The organism is Streptomyces sp. NPDC088147, assembly GCF_044741565.1.
Lineage (GTDB): Bacteria > Actinomycetota > Actinomycetes > Streptomycetales > Streptomycetaceae > Streptomyces.
Genome location: NZ_JBIUSY010000001.1, coordinates 689,790 through 711,903, shown reverse-complemented (window position 1 = coordinate 711,903; position 22,114 = coordinate 689,790). Strand labels below are relative to the sequence as shown.

1 protein-coding gene (running past one end of the window) is annotated in these 22,114 nt (G+C 70.4%); it reads left to right on the top strand.

What is annotated here, in order from left to right:
• Positions 1-22,114, top strand: partial view of an SDR family NAD(P)-dependent oxidoreductase gene (locus ACIOGX_RS02645; RefSeq protein ID WP_401909670.1) — the 3' portion only. It extends 11,255 nt beyond the left edge of the window; only the last 22,114 of its 33,369 coding nucleotides appear in the window; its start codon lies off the left edge, out of view; its stop codon occupies positions 22,112-22,114.

Below are 22,114 nucleotides of genomic sequence, written 5' to 3'. Positions count from 1 at the left end.
CGCCGCGCTGGCCACCGGCCAGGCCGCGGTGGCACCCGTACGGCTGGACCTGTCGGTGCTGCGTACGCGGGGAACCGTCCCGCCACTGCTGCGGGGGCTGGTCCGTACGACCGCCCGGCGCACAGCGGTCGCGGGACCCGGAGCGGGCACGGACGCCGGGCTCGCCGAGCGTCTCGGCAGGCTGGAGCGCGCCGAACGGCACGAGACGCTGCTCACGCTCGTACGCGGCCAGGCGGCGCTGGTGCTCGGCCACGCGAGCGGCGACGGGGTCGACCCGGCGCGGGCCTTCCGTGACCTGGGCTTCGACTCGCTGACGGCGGTGGAGCTGCGCAACCGGCTCAACACCGCGACAGGACTGCGGCTGCCCGCCACGATGGTCTTCGACTACCCGACGGTCGAGGCGCTCGCCGAGCACCTGCTCGACGAACTGGTCGGTCCCGACGCGGACATGGACGCGGAGACGGCGGCGCCGGAACTCTCCCGTGCCATGCTCGACGACGACCCGGTCGTGGTCGTCGGCATGAGCTGCCGCTTCCCCGGCGGCATCGGATCGCCGGAAGACCTGTGGCGGGTGGTCACCGAGGGCGCCGAGGTGGTCTCCGACTTCCCGACGAACCGCGGCTGGGACGTCGACGCGCTCTACAACCCCGACCCGGAACACCTGGGCACCTCGTACACGCGGCAGGGCGGATTCCTGCACGACGCGGGCGAGTTCGACCCCGGCTTCTTCGGGATGTCGCCGCGTGAGGCGATGGCGACGGACTCGCAGCAGCGGCTGTTGCTGGAAACGTCCTGGGAGGCGATCGAGCGGGCGGGTATCGACCCGGTGTCACTGCGCGACAGCCAGACCGGTGTGTTCGCGGGTGTGATGTACGGCGGCTACAACACCACCCTGAGCGGCAAGGAGTTCGAAGGCTTCCAGGGCCAGGGTAGCGCGCTGAGCGTGGCCTCGGGCCGGGTCTCGTACACCTTCGGCTTCGAGGGGCCGGCCGTCACGGTGGACACGGCCTGCTCGTCGTCGCTGGTGGCGATGCATCTGGCCGCGCAGGCGCTGCGGAGCGGTGAGTGCTCGCTGGCGCTGGCCGGCGGTGTGACCGTGATGTCGGTCCCCGACACCTTCGTGGAGTTCTCCCGGCAGCGGGGCCTGGCCCCCGACGGCCGGTCCAAGCCGTTCTCCGAGTCGGCCGACGGCGTCGGCTGGTCCGAGGGCATCGGCATGCTCCTGCTGGAGCGGCAGTCGGACGCGCGGCGCAACGGCCACGAGATCCTTGCCGTGATCCGGGGCTCGGCCGTCAACCAGGACGGTGCGTCGAATGGCCTGACGGCGCCGAACGGTCCGTCGCAGCAGCGCGTGATCCGTCAGGCGCTGGCGAGCGGCGGACTGTCGGCCGATGACGTCGATGTGGTGGAGGCGCACGGTACGGGGACGACTCTGGGCGATCCGATCGAGGCGCAGGCCCTGCTGGCGACGTACGGCCGGGACCGCGCCCCGGAGCGTCCACTGCTGCTCGGCTCGGTGAAGTCGAACCTGGGGCACACCCAGGCCGCCGCGGGCGCCGCCGGTGTGATCAAGATGATCATGGCGATGCGCCATGGCACGTTGCCGCGGACGCTGAACGTGACCGAGCCGTCGTCGCATGTGGACTGGTCGGCGGGCGCGGTGGAGTTGCTGACGGAGCCGGTGGAGTGGCCGGAGGCCGGTAGGGCGCGTCGGGCGGGTGTCTCGTCGTTCGGTATCAGTGGGACGAACGCCCACGTCATCCTGGAGCAGCCGGCGACGGTGATCCAGGGAACGGTGCTCGCCGGGTCCGACGACCCGGGTGAGGTCGCGGGTGAGGTCCCTGGTGTGGAGCCGGGGGTGGTCCCGGGTGTGGTGCCGTGGGTGCTCTCCGGCAAGACGCCGGAGGCGCTGCGCGGGCAGGCGGGGCGACTGCTCTCCTACATCCAGGCACGGCCCGAACTGCGGCCGGTCGACATCGGGTTCTCGCTGGCGACGGGCCGGTCGGTGTTCGACCACCGGGCGGTGGTGTCGGCCGGCGGGCGCGCGGAGACGGTACGCGCGCTGGCGGGCCTCGCGGTCGGCGAGCCGGACGCCTTGGTGGTGTCGGGTCCGGTCGTTGGTGGGAAGACGGCGGTGCTGTTCTCGGGTCAGGGGTCGCAGCGGTTGGGGATGGGTCGTGAGTTGTATGGGCGGTTCCCGGTGTTCGCGGAGGCGCTGGATTCCGTGCTCGCGCTGCTGGATGCCGGGTTGGGCAGGTCTCTGCGTGAGGTGATGTGGGGTGAGGACGCAGATCTGCTGAATGACACGGGGTTTACTCAGCCGGCGTTGTTCGCGGTGGAGGTGGCGCTGTTCCGGTTGGTGGAGTCGTGGGGTGTGCGGCCGGACTTCGTGGCGGGGCATTCGATTGGTGAGATCGCGGCGGCGTATGTGGCGGGGGTGTTCTCGTTGGAGGATGCCTGTGTGTTGGTGGTGGCTCGTGCGCGGCTGATGGGTGCGCTGCCGTCCGGTGGTGCGATGGTCGCGGTCCGGGCGACGGAGGACGAGGTTCTTCCGCTGCTGTCCGAGCGTCAGGACCGGGTGTCGGTCGCTGCCGTCAACGGCCCGTCGTCCGTGGTGATTTCAGGTGACGAGGACGTGGTCCTGGAGGTCGCGGCTCGCCTGGAGGAGCAGGGTCGGAAGGTCACCTGGCTGCGGGTGTCGCATGCGTTCCACTCGCCGTTGATGGATCCGATGCTGGACGAGTTCCGTGCGGTGGTGGAGGGGCTGTCGTTCGCGGCGCCGCGTATCGGGGTCGTGTCGAATCTGACCGGTGGCCTGGCGTTGGCGGAGGAGCTGTGCTCGGCCGGGTACTGGGTACGGCATGTCCGCGAGGCCGTGCGCTTCGCCGATGGGGTACGGACGCTCGGCGAGCAGGGCGTGGGTACGTTCCTGGAGTTGGGCCCGGACGGCGTGCTCTCCGCGATGGCACGGGAGTCGGTACCGGACGAGGCCCTCACCGTGCCCATCCTCCGCAAGGATCGTGCCGAAGAACTGTCGGCCGTCACCGCGCTGGCTCAGCTGCATGTGCGTGGGGTCGTCGTGGACTGGGCCGGGTTCTTCGCCGGTACCGGCGCGTCGCGGGTCGATGTGCCCACCTACGCCTTCGAGCATCAGCCCTTCTGGCCCAGCGGCATGCGAGGCGGCACCGACGCGGCGGCCATCGGGCTCGTGGAGGCCGGGCATCCGCTGCTCAACGGCGTCGTGGAGCTGGCCGAGGGCGAAGGCGTGCTGCTCACCGGCCGGCTGTCGGCGCGCTCGCATCCGTGGCTGGCTGATCACGCGGTGATGGGCCGGGTTCTCGTACCGGGAACGGCGTTGCTCGAACTGGCGATCCGGGCGGGTGACGAGGTCGGCTGTGATCGTGTGGAGGAGTTGACGCTCGCGGCGCCGCTGGTGCTCCCGGAGCGGGGCGCGGTGCGGACGCAGGTGCGGGTGGGTGTGGCGGATGAGTCGGGGCGGCGTACGGTCGCGATTCACTCGCGTCCTGAGGGTGAGGTGGAGTTGCCGTGGACGCAGCACGCGACGGGTGTGCTGGCCGTAGGTGCTGCTGGTCCTGGTGCTGAGGCTGGGGCTGTCGTTGAGTTTGATGCGTCGGTTTGGCCGCCGGTGGGTGCTGAGCCGGTGGATCTGGACGGTTTCTACGAGGCGCGGGCCGTGGAGGGCTTCGCGTACGGGCCGGTGTTCCAGGGGCTTCGGGCGGCCTGGCGGCGTGACGGTGAGGTCTTCGCCGAGGTGAGTTTGCCTGACGGCATCGAGGGTGATGCGGAGGCGTTCGGTCTCCATCCCGCGTTGTTGGATGCGGGGTTGCATGCGGCGTGGTTTGTGGGCTCGCCAGGTGACGGCGCTGAGGGTGTTGGTCGGCAGTCGGGTGGTGTCCCGTTTGCGTGGAGTGGGGTGTCGTTGCGGGCGTCGGGGGCTTCTTCGGTGCGGGTGCGGTTGGCGCGTGGGGTGGATGGTGCGGTGTCGATCGCGGTGGCCGATGTGATGGGTGTGCCGGTCGCGTCGGTGGAGTCGTTGGCGATGCGGGCGTTGTCGGTGGAGGCTCTGGATGAGGCGGGTGCGCTGACGAGGGACGCGCTGTTCCGGCTGGACTGGACACCGCTGACCACCCCCTCTGTCGGCACTTCGCAGACGATCGCCGTGGTCGGCCAGGACACCCTGGGACTGGTCGAGGCCCTGCGTGATGCGGGAGCCGAGTCCGAACGCGTCGCGGATCTCGCCGCGTTGGCCGCTGGCGAGGGTCCGGTGCCAGATGTGGTGCTGATCCCGGTGGTCGGAGAGTTGACCACTGACCCGACCGATGCGGTGCGGGCGTTGACGCATCGGGTGCTTGGGGTGCTTCAGGAGCGGTTGGTGGAGGAGCGGTTTGCGGGGTCGCGGTTTGTTTTTGTGACGCGGGGTGCGGTGGGGGGTCGTGATGTGGCGGCGGCTGCGGTGCGGGGTCTTGTTCGGTCGGCGCAGTCGGAGAATCCGGGCTGTTTCGGTCTGGTCGATCTTGACCTTGACCTTGAGTCGGTCGAGTCGGGTGGGTTGGTTGTGTTGCCGTTGTCGGCGTTGGGTGTGGATGAGCCGCAGGTGATGGTGCGGGGCGGTGAGGTGCTGGCGGGGCGTCTGGTGCGTGCGGCGGTGGGTGATAGTGCGGCGGGCCCGGTGTGGGATGGCGCGGGGAGTGTGCTGATCACGGGGGGTACGGGTGGTCTGGGCGCGGTGGTGGCGCGGCATCTGGTGGCCGAGCACGGGGTACGCCGACTGCTCCTGGTCAGCCGCCGCGGCCTGGCCGCCGACGGAGCCGAGGAACTGGTCGCCCAGCTGGAGCTGCAAGGGACCGAAGTCCGGGTCGAGGCCTGCGATGTCGCGGACCGTGATGCTCTCGCCGAGCTGCTGACGCGCCACACGGTGTCGGCTGTGGTGCACGCGGCGGGTGTGCTCGATGACGGTGTGGTCGGCTCGCTGACGCCGGAGCGGCTGGACAAGGTGCTGCGGCCGAAGGTCGACGCCGCCTGGCATCTCCATGAACTGACCCGTGAACAACCGCTGTCGGCGTTCGTGGTCTTCTCCTCGGCTGCCGCTTTGTTCGGGAGTGCGGGGCAGGGTAATTACGCGGCGGGTAATGCGTTTTTGGATGCGTTGGTGGAGCGTCGGCGGGCTGAGGGGTTGCCGGGTGTGTCGTTGGCGTGGGGTCCGTGGGAGCAGTCGGGTGGGATGACGGGGACGTTGTCGGAGGCCGATGCGGAGCGGATGGCTCGTGCGGGTGTGCCGGCGTTGTCGGTGGAGTTGGGTGTGGCGTTGTTCGATGCCGCGCTCGCGACCGGGGATGCGGTGGTGGCTCCGGTGCGGTTGGATCTGCCGCTGTTGCGTGGGCGGGGTGAGGTTCCGCCGTTGTTGCGGTCGTTGATTCGTGTGCGGTCGCGTCGGGCTGCGGCGGTGGCGGGTTCGGCTGCGGCGGCCGGTCTGGTGGAGCGGCTGGCCGTACTGACGGTGGTTGAGCGTCAGGAGGTGCTGTTGGACCTCGTACGTGGCCAGGTGGCTCTGGTCCTGGGGCACGCCGATGGCAACGCGGTCAACCCCGGCCGCGCCTTCCGTGAGCTGGGCTTCGACTCGCTCACGGCAGTGGAGCTGCGTAACCGGCTCAACACCGCCAGTGGGCTGCGGCTCCCCGCCACGATGGCCTTCGACTACCCGACGGTTCAGACACTCGTCGATCATCTGCTCGATGAACTGCTCGGTGCCGATGCGGAGGTGGCCCTGCCCGTGGCGGGGCGTGTCGCCGCGGTGGCCGACGATCCGATCGTGGTCGTGGGGATGAGTTGCCGGTATCCGGGCGGGGTGGCCTCGCCGGAGGATCTGTGGCGGCTGGTCACCGAGGGCGCCGACGCGATCTCGGGATTCCCGACGAACCGTGGCTGGGACGTGGACGGTCTCTTCAACCCGGACCCCGACCACATGGGCACCTCGTACACGCGGGAAGGCGGCTTCCTGCATACCGCGGACGAGTTCGACCCGGCGTTCTTCGGGATGTCGCCGCGTGAGGCGCTCGCGACGGACTCGCAGCAGCGGCTGCTGCTCGAAGCGTCCTGGGAGGCGATCGAGCGGGCCGGTATCGACCCGGTGTCTCTGAAGGGCAGCGCGACCGGCGTATTCGCCGGTGTCATGTACAGCGACTACACCACTCTGCTGGGAGGCCCGGAGTTCGAGGGCTTCCAGGGAGGTGGCAGCACGAGTCTGGCGTCGGGCCGGGTGTCGTACACGCTGGGCCTGGAGGGTCCGGCGGTGACGGTGGACACGGCGTGCTCGTCGTCGCTCGTCGCGATGCACTGGGCCATGCAGGCCCTGCGCAGCGGCGAATGCTCCTTGGCGCTGGCAGGCGGCGTCACCGTGATGGCCACGCCGACAGTGTTCGTGGACTTCTCGCGGCAGCGGGGTCTGTCGCCGGATGGCCGGTGCAAGGCGTTCTCGGAGTCGGCCGATGGTGTGGGCTGGTCGGAGGGTGTCGGCATGCTGGTGCTGGAGCGGCTGTCCGACGCGCGACGTAACGGCCACGAGATCCTGGCGGTGGTCCGGGGCTCGGCGGTCAACCAGGACGGTGCGTCGAACGGGCTGACGGCGCCGAACGGTCCGTCGCAGCAGCGCGTGATCCGCCAGGCGCTGGCCAGCGGTGGACTCTCCATGGACGACGTCGATGTGGTGGAGGCGCACGGTACGGGGACGACGCTGGGCGACCCGATCGAGGCGCAGGCCCTGCTGGCGACGTACGGCCGGGACCGCGACGCGGAGCGTCCGCTGTTGCTGGGCTCGGTGAAGTCCAACATCGGTCATACGCAAGCGGCTGCGGGTGTGGCGGGTGTGATCAAGATGATCATGGCGATGCGCCATGGGGTGCTGCCGCAGACGTTGCACGTCGATGCTCCGTCGTCGCATGTGGACTGGTCGGAAGGCGCGGTGGAGCTGATCACCGAGCAGACGCGGTGGCCGGAGGCCGGTCGCGCGCGGCGCGCGGGCGTCTCGTCGTTCGGGATCAGCGGGACGAACGCTCACGTCATCCTGGAACAGCCGACCACGGTGATCCAGGGAACGGTGGTCGCCAGGCCGGAGGCTCCTGCGGTGGAGCCGGGTGTGGTGCCGTGGGTGCTCTCCGGCAAGACGCCGGAGGCGCTGCGCGGCCAGGCGGAGCGGCTGCTCGCCTATGTCGAGTCCGGTCCGGAGCTGCGGTCGGTGGATGTCGGGTTCTCGCTGGCGACGGGCCGGTCGGTCTTCGACAACAGTGCGGTCGTGTTGGCGGGCGATTCCGCAGATGCGGTGCGGGCCCTTGGGGCTCTGGCGTCTGGTGACGTGGATTCGTCGGTGGTGTCGGGTTCGGTCGTTGGTGGGAAGACGGCGGTGCTGTTCTCGGGTCAGGGGTCGCAGCGGCTGGGGATGGGGCGTGAGTTGTATGGGCGGTTCCCGGTGTTCGCGGAGGCGCTGGATTCTGTACTCGCGCTGCTGGATGCCGGGTTGGGTAGGTCTCTGCGTGAGGTGATGTGGGGTGAGGACGCTGATCTGTTGAACGACACGGGGTTTACGCAGCCGGCGTTGTTCGCGGTGGAGGTGGCGCTGTTCCGGTTGGTGGAGTCGTGGGGTGTGCGGCCGGAGTTTGTGGCGGGGCATTCGATTGGTGAGATCGCGGCGGCGTATGTGGCGGGGGTGTTCTCGTTGGAGGATGCCTGCGCGTTGGTGGTGGCGCGTGCGTCGTTGATGCGGGGGTTGCCGGTGGGTGGTTCGATGATGGCGGTGCAGGCGACGGAGGACGAAGTCAGCCCGCTGCTGTCTGGCCAGGTGTCGATTGCCGCGATCAACGGTCCGTCGTCGGTGGTGGTTTCGGGTGATGAGGATGCTGTCCTGGCGGTGGCGGCGCGGTTGTCGGAGCAGGGTCGTAAGACCACGCGGTTGCGGGTGTCGCACGCGTTCCACTCGCCGTTGATGGATCCGATGCTGGATGAGTTCCGTGCGGTGGCGGAGGGGCTGTCGTTCGGGGCTCCCCGGATCCCGGTGGTGTCGAATCTGACCGGTGGCCTGGCGTCGGCCGAGGAGTTGTCCTCGCCCGAGTACTGGGTACGGCATGTCCGCGAGGCCGTCCGGTTCGGCGATGGGGTGCGGACGCTCGGCGAACAGGGTGTGACCACCTTCCTGGAGCTGGGCCCGGACGGTGTGCTGTCGGCCATGGCCCAGGAGTCCGTACCGGAGGGAACCGCGACCGTACCGATCCTCCGCAAGGACCGCCCCGAGGAAGCCTCGGCCGTCACCGCGATGAGCCGACTGCATGTGCGTGGGGTCGTCGTGGACTGGGCCGGGTTCTTCGCCGGTACCGGGGCGTCGCGGGTGGACGTGCCCACGTACGCCTTCGAGCACCAGGCGTTCTGGCCCAGGAGCCTGCGCGGTGGCGCCGACGACGCGGCGGCGATCGGGCTTGCGTCGGCGGGGCATCCGCTGCTCAACGGCGTGGTGGAGTTGGCCGAGGGCGAGGGCGTGCTGTTCACCGGCCGGCTCTCCGCCCAGACACATCCGTGGCTGGCTGATCACGCGGTGATGGGCCGGATTCTTCTCCCTGGCACCGCGTTGCTCGAACTGGCGATCCGGGCCGGTGACGAGGTCGGCTGCGACCGTGTGGAGGAGCTGACGCTCGCCGCGCCGCTGACCCTGCCGGAGCCCGGCGCCGTACAGATGCAGGTGCGGGTGGGTGTGGCGGATGAGTCGGGGCGGTGTACGGTCACGATTCACTCCCGCCTGGAAGGTCAGGTGGAGTTGCCGTGGACGCAGCACGCGGCGGGTGTGCTGGCCGTAGGTGCTGCTGGTCCTGGTGCTGGGGCTGGGGCTGTCGGTGAGTTTGATGCGTCGGTTTGGCCGCCGGTGGGTGCTGAGGCGGTGGATCTGGACGGTTTCTACGAGGCGCGGGCCGTGGAGGGCTTCGCGTACGGGCCGGTGTTCCAGGGGCTTCGGGCGGCCTGGCGGCGTGACGGTGAGGTCTTCGCCGAGGTGAGTTTGCCTGACGGCATCGAGGGTGATGCAGAGGCGTTCGGTCTCCATCCCGCGTTGTTGGATGCGGGGTTGCATGCGGCGTGGTTTGTGGATTCGTCGGGTGACGGCGCTGAGGGTGTTGGTCGGCAGTCGGGTGGTGTCCCGTTTGCGTGGAGTGGGGTGTCGTTGCGGGCGTCGGGGGCTTCCTCGGTGCGGGTGCGGTTGGCGCGTGGGGTGGATGGTGCGGTGTCGATCGCGGTGGCCGATGTGATGGGTGCGCCGGTCGCGTCGGTGGAGTCGTTGGCGTTGCGGGCGTTGTCGGTGGAGGTTCTGGATGAGGCGGGTGCGCTGACGAGGGACGCGCTGTTCCGGCTGGAGTGGACACCGCTGACTGTTCCGTCGCTCACTAGCACTTCGCAGACGATCGCCGTGGTCGGCCAGGACACCCTGGGCCTGGTCGAGGCCCTGCGTGATGCGGGAGCCGAGTCCGAACGCGTCGCGGATATCGCCGCGTTGGCCGCTGTCGAGGGACCGGTGCCAGACGTGGTGCTGATCCCGGTGGTCGGAGAGTTGACCACTGACCCGGCCGATGCGGTGCGGGCGTTGACGCATCGGGTGCTTGGGGTGCTTCAGGAGCGGTTGGTGGAGGAGCGGTTTGCGGGGTCGCGGTTTGTTTTTGTGACGCGGGGTGCGGTGGGGGGTCGTGATGTGGCGGCGGCTGCGGTGCGGGGTCTTGTTCGGTCGGCGCAGTCGGAGAATCCGGGTTGTTTCGGTCTGGTCGATCTTGACCTTGACCTTGAGTCGGTCGAGTCGGGTGGGTTGGTTGTGTTGCCGTTGTCGGCGTTGGGTGTGGATGAGCCGCAGGTGATGGTGCGGGGCGGTGAGGTGCTGGCGGGGCGTCTGGTGCGTGCGGCGGTGGGTGATAGTGCGGCGGGTCCGGTCTGGGGTGGTGCGGGGAGTGTGCTGATCACGGGGGGTACGGGTGGTCTGGGCGCGGTGGTGGCGCGGCATCTGGTGGCCGAGCACGGGGTACGCCGGCTGCTGCTGGTCAGCCGCCGCGGCCTGGCCGCCGAGGGTGCGGAAGCACTGATCGATGAACTGACGGAGCGCGGCGCCGAGGTGTCGGTCGAGGCCTGCGATGTCGCGGACCGTGATGCTCTCGCCGAGCTGCTGACGCGCCACACGGTGTCGGCTGTGGTGCACGCGGCGGGTGTGCTCGATGACGGTGTGGTCGGCTCGCTGACGCCGGAGCGGCTGGACAAGGTGCTGCGGCCGAAGGTCGACGCCGCCTGGAACCTGCACGAGCTGACGCGAAGTCAAGATCTCTCGGCCTTCGTCGTGTTCTCGTCCATTGCCGCTTTGTTCGGGAGTGCGGGGCAGGGTAATTACGCGGCGGGTAACGCGTTTTTGGATGCGTTGGTGGAGCGTCGGCGGGCTGAGGGTTTGCCGGGTGTGTCGTTGGCGTGGGGTCCGTGGGATCAGTCGGGTGGGATGACGGGGACGTTGTCGGAGGCCGATGCGGAGCGGATGGCTCGTGCGGGTGTGCCGGCGTTGTCGGTGGAGTTGGGTGTGGCGTTGTTCGACGCGGCTCTGTCTGCCGGGGATGCGGTGGTGGCTCCGGTGCGGTTGGATCTGCCGGTGTTGCGTGGGCGGGGTGAGGTTCCGCCGTTGTTGCGGTCGTTGATTCGTGCGCGGTCGCGTCGGGCTGCGGCGGTGGCGGGTTCGGCTGCGGCGGCGGGTCTGGTGGAGCGGCTGGCCGTACTGACGGTGGTTGAGCGTCAGGAGGTGCTGTTGGACCTCGTGCGCGGCCAGGTGGCTCTGGTCCTGGGGCACGCCGATGGCAACGCGGTCAACCCCGGCCGCGCCTTCCGCGACCTGGGCTTCGACTCGCTGACCTCCGTCGAACTCCGCAACCGGCTCAACACCGTGACCGGGCTGCGACTGCCGGCCACGATGGTCTTCGACTATCCGACCGTCGAGGCGCTGGTCGATCACCTGCTCGATGAACTGCTGGGCTCCGACGCGGCGGTGGCCGTGCAGACCGCCACGCGGACCGCGGCGGTGGCCGACGATCCGATTGTGGTCGTGGGGATGAGTTGCCGGTACCCGGGCGGGGTGGCCTCGCCGGAGGATCTGTGGCGGCTGGTCACCGAGGGCAGCGATGTGATCTCCGCCTTCCCGACCAATCGTGGCTGGGACGTGGACCGGCTGTTCAACCCGGACCCCGACCACAAGGGCACCTCGTACACGCGGCAGGGCGGATTCCTGCACGAGGCGGGCGAGTTCGACCCGGCGTTCTTCGGGATGTCGCCGCGTGAGGCGCTCGCGACGGACTCGCAGCAGCGGCTGCTGCTGGAAACGTCGTGGGAGGCGATCGAGCGGGCCGGTATCGACCCGGTGTCTCTGAAGGGCAGCGCGACCGGCGTATTCGCCGGTGTCATGTACAACGACTACAGCACCGTCCTGGGAGGCCCGGAGTTCGAGGGCTTCCAGGGGAGCGGCAGTTCGCCGAGCCTCGCGTCGGGCCGGGTGTCGTACACGCTGGGCTTGGAGGGTCCGGCGGTGACGGTGGACACGGCGTGCTCGTCGTCGCTCGTCGCGATGCACTGGGCCATGCAGGCCCTGCGCAGCGGCGAATGCTCCCTCGCACTCGCCGGTGGCGTGACCGTGATGTCGACCCCGTCGGTGTTCGTCGACTTCTCCCGACAGCGCGGACTCTCTCCCGACGGTCGCTGCAAGGCGTTCTCGGAGTCGGCCGATGGTGTGGGCTGGTCGGAGGGCGTCGGCATGCTGGTGCTGGAGCGGCTGTCCGACGCGCGACGTAACGGCCACGAGATCCTGGCGGTGGTCCGGGGCTCGGCCGTCAACCAGGACGGTGCGTCGAACGGCCTCACCGCCCCCAACGGCCCGTCGCAGCAGCGCGTGATCCGCCAGGCGCTGGCCAGTGGCGGACTCGCAGCCGACGACGTCGATGTGGTGGAGGCGCACGGTACGGGCACGACGCTCGGTGACCCGATCGAGGCGCAGGCACTCCTCGCCGAATACGGCCGGGACCGCGACGCGGAGCGTCCGCTGCTGCTGGGCTCGGTGAAGTCCAACATCGGTCACACGCAGGCCGCGGCCGGTGTCGCGGGTGTCATCAAGATGATCATGGCGATGCGTCATGGAATGTTGCCTCAGACGTTGCACGTCGATGCTCCGTCGTCGCATGTGGATTGGTCTGCGGGCGCGGTGGAGCTGCTGACCGAGCAGACGCGGTGGCCGGAGGTCGGTCGCGCGCGGCGCGCGGGCGTCTCGTCGTTCGGTATCAGCGGGACGAACGCTCACGTCATCCTGGAACAGCCGACCACCGTCATCGAGGGAACCGTCCTGGGTAGTACGGAAGCCCCGGAGACCGAGTCGGGCACGGTTCCGTGGGCGCTCTCGGGCAAGACGGCCGAGGCGCTGCGCAGCCAGGCGGCCAAGCTGCTGGCGTCGATCGAGGCGCGGCCGGAGCTGCGGCCGGTGGATGTCGGGTACTCGCTGGCGACGGGCCGGTCGGTGTTCGATCACCGGGCGGTGGTGTTGGCGGGCGATTCCGCGGATGCGGTGCGGGCCCTTGGGGCTCTGGCGTCTGGTGACGTGGATTCGTCGGTGGTGTCGGGTTCGGTCGTTGGTGGGAAGTCGGCGGTGCTGTTCTCGGGGCAGGGCAGTCAGCGGTTGGGGATGGGTCGTGAGTTGTACGGCCGGTTCCCGGTGTTCGCGGAGGCGCTGGATTCCGTACTCGCCGTGCTGGACGGCGAGTTGGACCGTCCCCTGCGTGAGGTGATGTGGGGTGAGGAGGCCGAGCCGTTGAATGACACGGGCTTCACTCAGCCCGCGCTGTTCGCCATGGAGGTGGCGCTGTTCCGGCTGGTGGAGTCGTGGGGTGTGCGGCCGGACTTCGTCGCTGGTCACTCGATCGGTGAGATCGCGGCGGCGTATGTGGCGGGGGTGTTCTCGTTGGAGGATGCCTGCGCGTTGGTGGTGGCGCGTGCGTCGTTGATGCGGGGGTTGCCGGTGGGTGGTTCGATGATGGCGGTGCAGGCGACGGAGGACGAAGTCGCTCCGCTGCTGTCTGGCCAGGTGTCGATTGCCGCGATCAACGGCCCGTCGTCGGTGGTGGTTTCGGGTGATGAGGATGCTGTCCTGGCGGTGGCGGCGCGGTTGTCGGAGCAGGGTCGTAAGACCACGCGGTTGCGGGTGTCGCACGCGTTCCACTCGCCGTTGATGGATCCGATGCTGGATGACTTCCGCGCGGTGGCGGAGGGGCTGTCGTTCGGGGCTCCCCGGATCCCGGTGGTGTCGAATCTGACCGGTGGCCTGGCGTCGGCGGAGGAGTTGTCCTCGGCCGAGTACTGGGTACGGCATGTCCGCGAGGCCGTCCGGTTCGGCGACGGTGTACGGACGCTCGGCGAGCAGGGTGTGACCACCTTCCTGGAGTTGGGTCCGGATGGTGTGCTGTCGGCCATGGCTCAGGAGTCCGTACCGGAGGGAACCGCGACCGTACCGATCCTCCGCAAGGACCGCCCCGAGGAGTCGACCACGCTCGCCGCGCTGGCCCAGCTGCATGTGCGGGGAGTTCCGGCGGACTGGCCGGCGTTGTTCGCGGGGGTCGGCGCGCGGCGGGTCGAGCTGCCCACGTACGCATTCCAGCGCACGTGGTTCTGGCCGGCGGGGCCCCTGGGCGGTACCGGCGACGTACGGGCCGCTGGGCTCGGTTCCGCCGAGCATCCGCTGCTGGGTGCGGCCGTCGAACTCGCCGAGATCGAGGGCACGTTGGTAACGGGCCGGTTGTCGGTCCAGTCGCATCCGTGGCTGGCTGATCATGCGGTGATGGGCGTGATTCTTCTCCCTGGCACCGCGTTGCTCGAACTGGCGATCCGGGCGGGTGACGAGGTCGGCTGTGACCGTGTGGAGGAGCTGACGCTTGCCGCTCCGCTGACTCTGCCGGAGCGTGGTGCGGTTCAGGTGCAGGTCGCGGTCGGTATCCCTGACGAGTCGGGCCGTCGGTCGGTGGGGATCTACTCCCGCCCCGAGGACGCGGCGGACGGATCATGGACGCAGCACGCCACCGGCGCGCTGACGACCGCCGACACCACTGCCGCCGACTCCGGTTTCGACGCCACGGTGTGGCCGCCGACCGGCGCCCGCTCTCTGGAGGTCGAGGGCTGCTATGAGCGGTTCGACGAGCTGGGCTTCGAGTACGGCCCGGTGTTCCAGGGGCTGAGGGCGGCCTGGCGGCGTGACGGTGAGATCTTTGCGGAGGTGAGCCTGCCGGAGAGCGCGGAGGGTGACGCGGCCAGGTTCGGTCTGCATCCCGCGCTGCTGGACGCGTCTTTGCATGCCTCGCTTCTGGCGGGTGGCGGAGACGGCGACGGGGGCGGTGGTGGTCTGCCGTTCTCGTGGGTGGGTGTGTCGTTGTATGCGACGGGTGCTTCGGCGTTGCGGGTGCGGTTGGCTCCGGTCGGTAAGGACGCGATGTCCGTGGCCGTCGCCGACGCGTCCGGTCAGCCGGTCGCCACCGTCGACTCGCTTCTCGTACGAGCCGTGTCCCGCGAGCAGTTGACCGGCTCCGCTTCCGCGGACCTCGTCCGTGACGCGCTGTTCGGTCTGGAGTGGACGCCGGTGACGGCGGCGGCCGAGCCGGCCGCCCAGGCGTCGCCCACGACGGGGTTGCCCACGACGGGATCGCCCACGACGGGGCCGGTCGTTCCGGGGTCGGCAGTCCCGGGCTCGCTCGTCGTCCTCGGACCGGACCCGATCGGACTCGCCGACGCCATGACCGCGTCCGGTGCGGAGGTCGGTACGTACACCGATCTGGTGTCGCTGGCGGCGGGGGAGTCCCCGGTGCCGGGCACGGTACTGGTGGGCGTCGACGGTACGTCGCCCCTGAACGAGGTCGTGGAATCGGCCCACGCGCTGACCGCCGAGGTCCTGGCGCTGGTCCAGGGCTGGCTGGCCGAGGAGCGGTTCGCCGGTTCGCGGCTGGTGTTCGTCACCCGGGGTGCGGTGTCCGTGGACGGCGGTGCTGTCGCCGACTTGGCGGCGGCCTCCGTATGGGGTCTGGTGCGGTCCGCGCAGTCGGAGAACCCGGACTGCTTCGGGCTCCTGGATCTCCCCGCCGAACTGTCGTCCCTGTCCGACCTGTCCGAAGCGCGAAAGGCTCTCGGTTCCGATGAACCACAGCTGATCGTCCGCGACGGCGCGATCCGCGCGGGACGACTGACCCGTGTCCCCCTGACCGCCGGCGAGAACGGAGACCAGGCCGGCCCGGCCTGGAACTCCGAGGGCACGGTCCTGATCACCGGCGGTACGGGCGGCCTGGGCGGCGTCCTGGCCCGGCATCTCGTCGCCGAGCGCGGCGTGCGCCATCTGCTGCTCGCCGGCAGGCGGGGTACGGAGGCACCCGGCGCCGCCGAACTGGTCGCCGAGCTGACCGCGCATGGCGCGCGGGTCACGGTCGCGGCCTGCGATGTCGCCGACCGGGAAGCGCTGGCCGAGGTGCTGGCCGGCGTACCGTCCGCTCATCCGTTGACCGCTGTGGTGCATGCGGCGGGTGTGCTGGATGACGGTGTGGTCGGTTCGTTGTCGCCTGAGCGGTTGGACACGGTGCTGCGGCCGAAGGTGGACGCGGCGTGGCATTTGCATGAGCTGACGCGTGATCTTGGTCTGAGGGCGTTCGTGGTGTTCTCGTCTGTGGCGGGTGTGTTCGGGGGTGCGGGGCAGGGGAATTACGCGGCGGCCAATGCGTTCCTGGACGCTTTGGTGGCGTGTCGGCGGGCCGAGGGTCTGCCGGGTGTGTCGCTGGCCTGGGGTCCGTGGGATCAGGTGGGCGGGATGACGGGGACGGTGAGCGAGGCGGACATGCGGCGCCTGGCACGTTCCGGGATGCCGCCGCTCTCCGTCGAGCAGGGCATCACCCTCTTCGACGCGGCGCTCGCCTCCGGTGAGACCGTGGTGGCGCCCGTACTGCTGGACCTCCCGGCGCTGCGGGCACAGGGCGATGTACCGCCGCTGCTCAGGTCGTTGATCCGCACCCGCTCCCGGCGGAGCGCGATCGCCGGATCGGTCACCGCCACCGCTGCCGCCGCCGGGCTTCTCGGCCGGCTGGCGGGGCTGACCTCGTCCGCGCGGCACGAAGCGCTGCTGGATCTCGTACGGAGTCAGGTCGCCCTCGTACTCGGCCACGCCGACGCGGCAGCCGTGAACGCGACGTCCCAGTTCCGGGAGTTGGGCTTCGACTCGCTGACGGCCGTGGAACTGCGCAACCGGCTGAGTACGGTGACAGGTCTGCGGCTGACCGCCACGCTGATCTTCGACTACCCGACCGCGACAGCGCTCGCGGACCATCTCCGGGAAGAACTGTTCGGCACCGAGGCCGGGGCCGACGCCGCGACCACGATCCCGGTCAGGATGCTGCCGCCCGTGGCCGACGATCCGATCGTGCTCGTCGGGATGAGCTGCCGCTACCCGGGCGGAGTGGCCTCGCCCGAGGACCTGTGGCGACTGGTCACCGAGGGCACCGACGCGGTCTCCGGCTTCCCGACCAACCGTGGCTGGGACGTGGACGGTCTCTTCGACCCGGACCCGGACCACGCGGGTACGTCGTACACCCGCTCGGGCGGATTCCTCGAGAACGCCGGCGACTTCGATCCCGCCTTCTTCGGGATGAGTCCGCGCGAGGCGATGGCGACGGACTCGCAGCAGCGGCTGTTGCTCGAAGCCTCGTGGGAGGCGATCGAGCGGGCCGGTATCGACCCGGTGTCGCTGAAGGGCAGCGCGACCGGTGTGTTCGCCGGGGTGATGTACAACGACTACGGCACCACACTGAACGGCAAGCAGTTCGAAGGACACCAGGGCCAGGGCAGCGCGGGAAGCGTGGCCTCGGGCCGGGTCTCGTACACCTTCGGGTTCGAGGGCCCCGCGGTGACGGTGGACACGGCGTGCTCGTCGTCGCTGGTGGCGATGCATCTGGCGGCCCAGGCGCTGCGCGGCGGTGAATGCTCGCTGGCGCTCGCGGGCGGTGTGACGGTCATGTCGACCCCGGGCACCTTCGTGGAGTTCTCCCGGCAGCGGGGCCTGTCGCCCGACGGCCGGTGCAAGGCGTTCTCCGAGTCGGCCGATGGTGTGGGCTGGTCGGAGGGTGTCGGCATGCTGGTGCTGGAGCGGCTGTCCGACGCGCGGCGCAACGGCCACCCGGTGCTGGCGGTGCTGCGCGGCAGCGCGATCAACCAGGACGGCGCGTCCAACGGACTCACCGCCCCCAACGGCCCGTCCCAGCAGCGCGTGATCCGTCAGGCGCTGGCCAGTGGCGGACTGTCCCTGGACGATGTGGACGCCGTGGAGGCGCACGGTACGGGGACGACGCTGGGCGACCCGATCGAGGCGCAGGCGCTGTTGGCCACATACGGACGGGACCGGGACCCGGAGCGTCCGCTGCTCCTCGGTTCGGTGAAGTCCAACATCGGTCACACGCAGGCCGCCGCCGGTGTCGCCGGTGTCATCAAGATGGTGCTGGCGATGCGACACGGAACACTGCCGCGCACGCTGCACGTGACCGAGCCCTCGTCGCATGTCGACTGGTCGGCGGGCGCGGTGGAGCTGCTGACCGAGCAGACGCGGTGGCCGGAGAGCGACCGGGTACGGCGTGTGGGTGTCTCGTCCTTCGGTATCAGTGGGACGAACGCGCATGTCATCCTCGAACAGCCGCAGCAGGTAGCCGAGTTGACCGCTGTGCCGACTGCGCCGACCGGGCCGACCGACTCGGCCGAGCCGACCGAGTCGGCGGAGTTGGCCGGGGCGGAGTCCGCGTCGCCCGCCGTGGTGCCGTGGGTCCTCTCGGGCAAGACCCCGCAGGCGCTGGCGGCCCAGGCCGCCAGGCTGCTCTCCTACGTCGAGGAGCGGCCGGAGCTGCGCCCGGTGGATGTCGGGTACTCGCTGGCGACGGGCCGCTCGGTGTTCGAGCACCGCGCGGTGGTGCTGGCGGGTGATACGGCCGGGTCCGACGACGTGGTTCGTGCGCTGGGCGCCCTGGCGTCCGGGGACGCGGATCCGTCGGCGGTGTCGGGAGCGGTGCTCGGCGGCAGGACGACGGTGCTGTTCTCCGGTCAGGGCAGTCAGCGGCTCGGTATGGGCCGCGAGCTGTACGGCCGGTTCCCGGTGTTCGCCGCCGCGCTGGATTCCGTACTCGCCGTGCTGGACGGCGAGTTGGAACGGCCCCTGCGCGAGGTGATGTGGGGCGAGGACGCCGAGCCGCTGAATGACACCGGCTTCACCCAGCCCGCGCTGTTTGCCATTGAGGTGGCGCTGTTCCGGCTGGTGGAGTCGTGGGGCGTGCGGCCGGACTTCGTCGCCGGTCACTCGATCGGTGAGATCGCGGCCGCGCATGTGGCGGGGGTGTTCTCGCTGGAGGACGCCTGCACGCTGGTTCTGGCGCGGGCGAAGCTGATGCGGGCCCTGCCGGCCGGTGGCGCGATGGTCGCGGTACGGGCGACGGAGGACGAGGTTCTTCCGCTGCTGTCCGACGAGGTGTCGATCGCCGCGGTCAACGGTCCCGCTTCCGTCGTCGTCTCGGGCGACGAGACCGCGGTCCTGGCCGTGGCGGCGCTGCTGGAGGCGCAGGGTCGCAAGACCACGCGGCTGCGGGTGTCGCACGCCTTCCACTCGCCGCTGATGGATCCGATGCTGGATGACTTCCGCGCCGCCGCGGAGGGGCTGTCGTTCGGGGCTCCCCGGATCCCGGTGGTGTCGAATCTGACCGGTGGCCTGGCGTCGGCGGAGGAGCTGTGCTCGGCCGAGTACTGGGTACGGCATGTCCGCGAGGCCGTCCGGTTCGCCGACGGTGTGCGGACGCTGGCCGAGCAGGGCGTGCGCACGTTCCTGGAGCTGGGTCCGGACGGTGTGCTGTCGGCCATGGCCCAGGAGTCCGTACCGGACGAGGCGGCGATCGTACCGATCCTCCGCAAGGACCGCCCCGAGGAATCGACCGCCCTCACCGCGCTGGCTCGCGTCCACGCGCACGGGGCGACGGTCGACTGGACCGGGTTCTTCACGGGGACGGGGGCGCGGCCGGTCGAGTTGCCCACGTACGCCTTCCAGCACCAGTGGTTCTGGCCGGCCGGATCGCAGTCCGCCGCCGCCGGTGATGTGCGCGCGGCGGGTCTCGGTTCCGCCGAACATCCGCTGCTGGGCGCGGCCGTCGAACTCGCCGCGGGCCAAGGGGTGCTGTTCACCGGCCGGTTGTCGGTCCAGTCGCATCCGTGGCTGGCTGATCATGCGGTGATGGGCCGGGTTCTTCTTCCTGGTACCGCGTTGCTCGAACTGGCGATCCGGGCGGGTGACGAGGTCGGCTGTGACCGTGTGGAGGAGCTGACGCTCGCCGCGCCGCTGACTCTGCCGGAGCGTGGTGCGGTTCAGGTGCAGGTCGCGGTCGGTACCCCTGACGAGTCGGGCCGTCGGTCGGTGGGGATCTACTCCCGCGCGGACGACGTGTCGGACGTCTCGGACGCACCCTGGACCCAGCACGCCACCGGGGCGCTGGTCGGCCGCTCCGAGGGGGCGGAGACCGGGTTCGACGCGACGGTGTGGCCGCCGGCCGGAGCCGAGTCCCTCGATGTCGAGGGTTGCTATGAGCGGTTCGACGAGCTGGGCTTCGAGTACGGCCCGGTGTTCCAGGGGCTGAGGGCGGCTTGGCGGCGTGACGGTGAGATCTTTGCGGAGGTGAGCCTGCCGGAGAGCGCGGAGGGTGACGCGGCCAGGTTCGGTCTGCATCCCGCGCTGCTGGACGCGTCTTTGCATGCCTCGCTTCTGGCGGGTGGCGGAGACGGTGACGGGGGCGGTGGTGGTCTGCCGTTCTCGTGGGTGGGTGTGTCGTTGTATGCGACGGGTGCTTCGGCGTTGCGGGTGCGGTTGGCTCCGGTCGGTAAGGGCGCGATGTCCGTGGTCGTCGCCGACGCGTCCGGTCAGCCGGTCGCCACCGTCGACTCGCTCCTCGTACGAGCCGTGACGCGCGAGCAGCTGACCGGCCCCGGCGGCGCGGGCAGGGACTCGCTGTTCGGACTGGAGTGGACGGCGTTGACGGCCACGGCCGAGCCGGACGCGCCCGAATCGGCCGCGATCCTCGGACCGGACGCCTTCGGGCTCGCCGGCGTATTCGCGGAGGCCGGTACGTCCGGAACGGCTGTCGAGGCGCACGCCGGTCTGACCTCGCTGGCGGGCGAGGACTCCTCGGTGCCGGGTGTCGTGCTGGTGCCCGTCCTGGGCGAACAGGGCGGTGCCGCAGGACCGGCGGCCGTACCCGGCTCGGTGCGCGAGGTCGTCTCCCGGGCGCTGGGACACCTCCAGGGCTGGCTGGCCGAGGAGCGGTTCGCCGGTTCGCGGCTGGTGTTCGTCACCCGGGGTGCGGTGTCCGTGGACGGCGGTGCTGTCGCCGATCTGGCGGCGGCCTCGGTATGGGGTCTGGTGCGGTCCGCGCAGTCGGAGAACCCGGGCTGCTTCGGGCTGCTGGACCTCGACCCGGCGGATGACGCCGTCGCGTCGGCGCCACTCGCTCGGGCTCTCGGCTCCGAGGAGCCGCAGTTGGTGCTCCGAGGGGGCGAGGTCAGGGCCGCCAGGCTGGACCGCGTCACGCTCCCGGAGCCCGTCACGCCCACCGACGGGGAGCCCGTCAACCAGGCCGACGGGGAGCCCGTCACCGTGACCGACGGGGAGACCGGAGACGTCCGGGCGACAGGAGTGAGCTGGGAGCAGGGCGGGACCGTACTGATCACCGGCGGAACCGGCGGCCTGGGCGCCGTACTGGCCAGGCACCTGGTCGCGGAACGCGGCGTACGGCGGCTGCTGCTGCTCAGCCGCCGCGGTCCCGGCGCCGAGGGCGCGGGAGCGCTCGTCGAGGAGCTGGAGCGGCTCGGAGCCGAGGCCACGGTCGCGGCCTGCGATGTCGCCGACCGGGAAGCGCTGGCCGAGGTGCTGGCCGCCGTACCCGCCGCACATCCGGTCTCGGCGGTCGTCCACGCGGCGGGTGTGCTGGATGACGGTGTGGTCGGTTCGTTGTCGCCTGAGCGGTTGGACACGGTGCTGCGGCCGAAGGCGGATGCGGCGTGGCATTTGCATGAGCTGACGCGTGATCTTGGTCTGAGGGCGTTCGTGGTGTTCTCGTCTGTGGCGGGTGTGTTCGGGGGTGCGGGGCAGGGGAATTACGCGGCGGCCAATGCGTTCCTGGACGCTTTGGTGGCGTGTCGGCGGGCCGAGGGTCTGCCGGGTGTGTCGTTGGCCTGGGGTCCGTGGGATCAGGTGGGCGGGATGACGGGGACGGTGAGCGAGGCGGACATGCGGCGCCTGGCACGTTCCGGGATGCCGCCGCTCTCCGTCGAGCAGGGCGTCGCCCTCTTCGACGCGGCCGTCACCGGCTCGCGGGCGCTGGTGCTGCCCGTCCAGCTGGATCTGGCGGCCCTCCGCGCCCAGGGCGAGATCCCGGCTCTGCTCAGCGGTCTGATCCGTACTCCGGCACGGCGCTCGGCCACGGCCGCCCCGCGGTCGGCCGAATCGCTCGGGCAGCGGCTGACGGGACTGACCGAACAAGACCGCCGTGCCGTTCTGCTGACGCTGGTCCGCGAACAGGCGGCCGTGGTGCTCGGACACGCGGACGGGACGGCGGTCGGCGCCTCGCGGCAGTTCCAGGAGCTGGGCTTCGACTCCCTGACGGCCGTGGACTTCAGGAACCGGCTGAACGCGGCCACGGGGCTGCGGCTGCCGGCCACCCTGCTGTTCGACTTCCCCACCCCGGCCGAGGTCGTGGACCATCTCCACTCCCGGCTGGTTACCGAAGAGGTCACCGGGGCCGGATCGGTGCTCGCCGTCCTCGACCAGCTGGAGAAGGCGATCACGGAGATGACGGTCGACGCGCAGGAGTTCAAGCACGTCGCCGGACGCATCGAGGTGCTCAGGGCGAAGTGGGCCGCGTTGCGGCAGGAGTCGGCGAACGGCTCCGGCGAGTTCGACCTGGAGGCGGCGTCGGACGACGATGTGTTCGCGCTCCTCGACGACGAACTCGGCCTGTCCTGA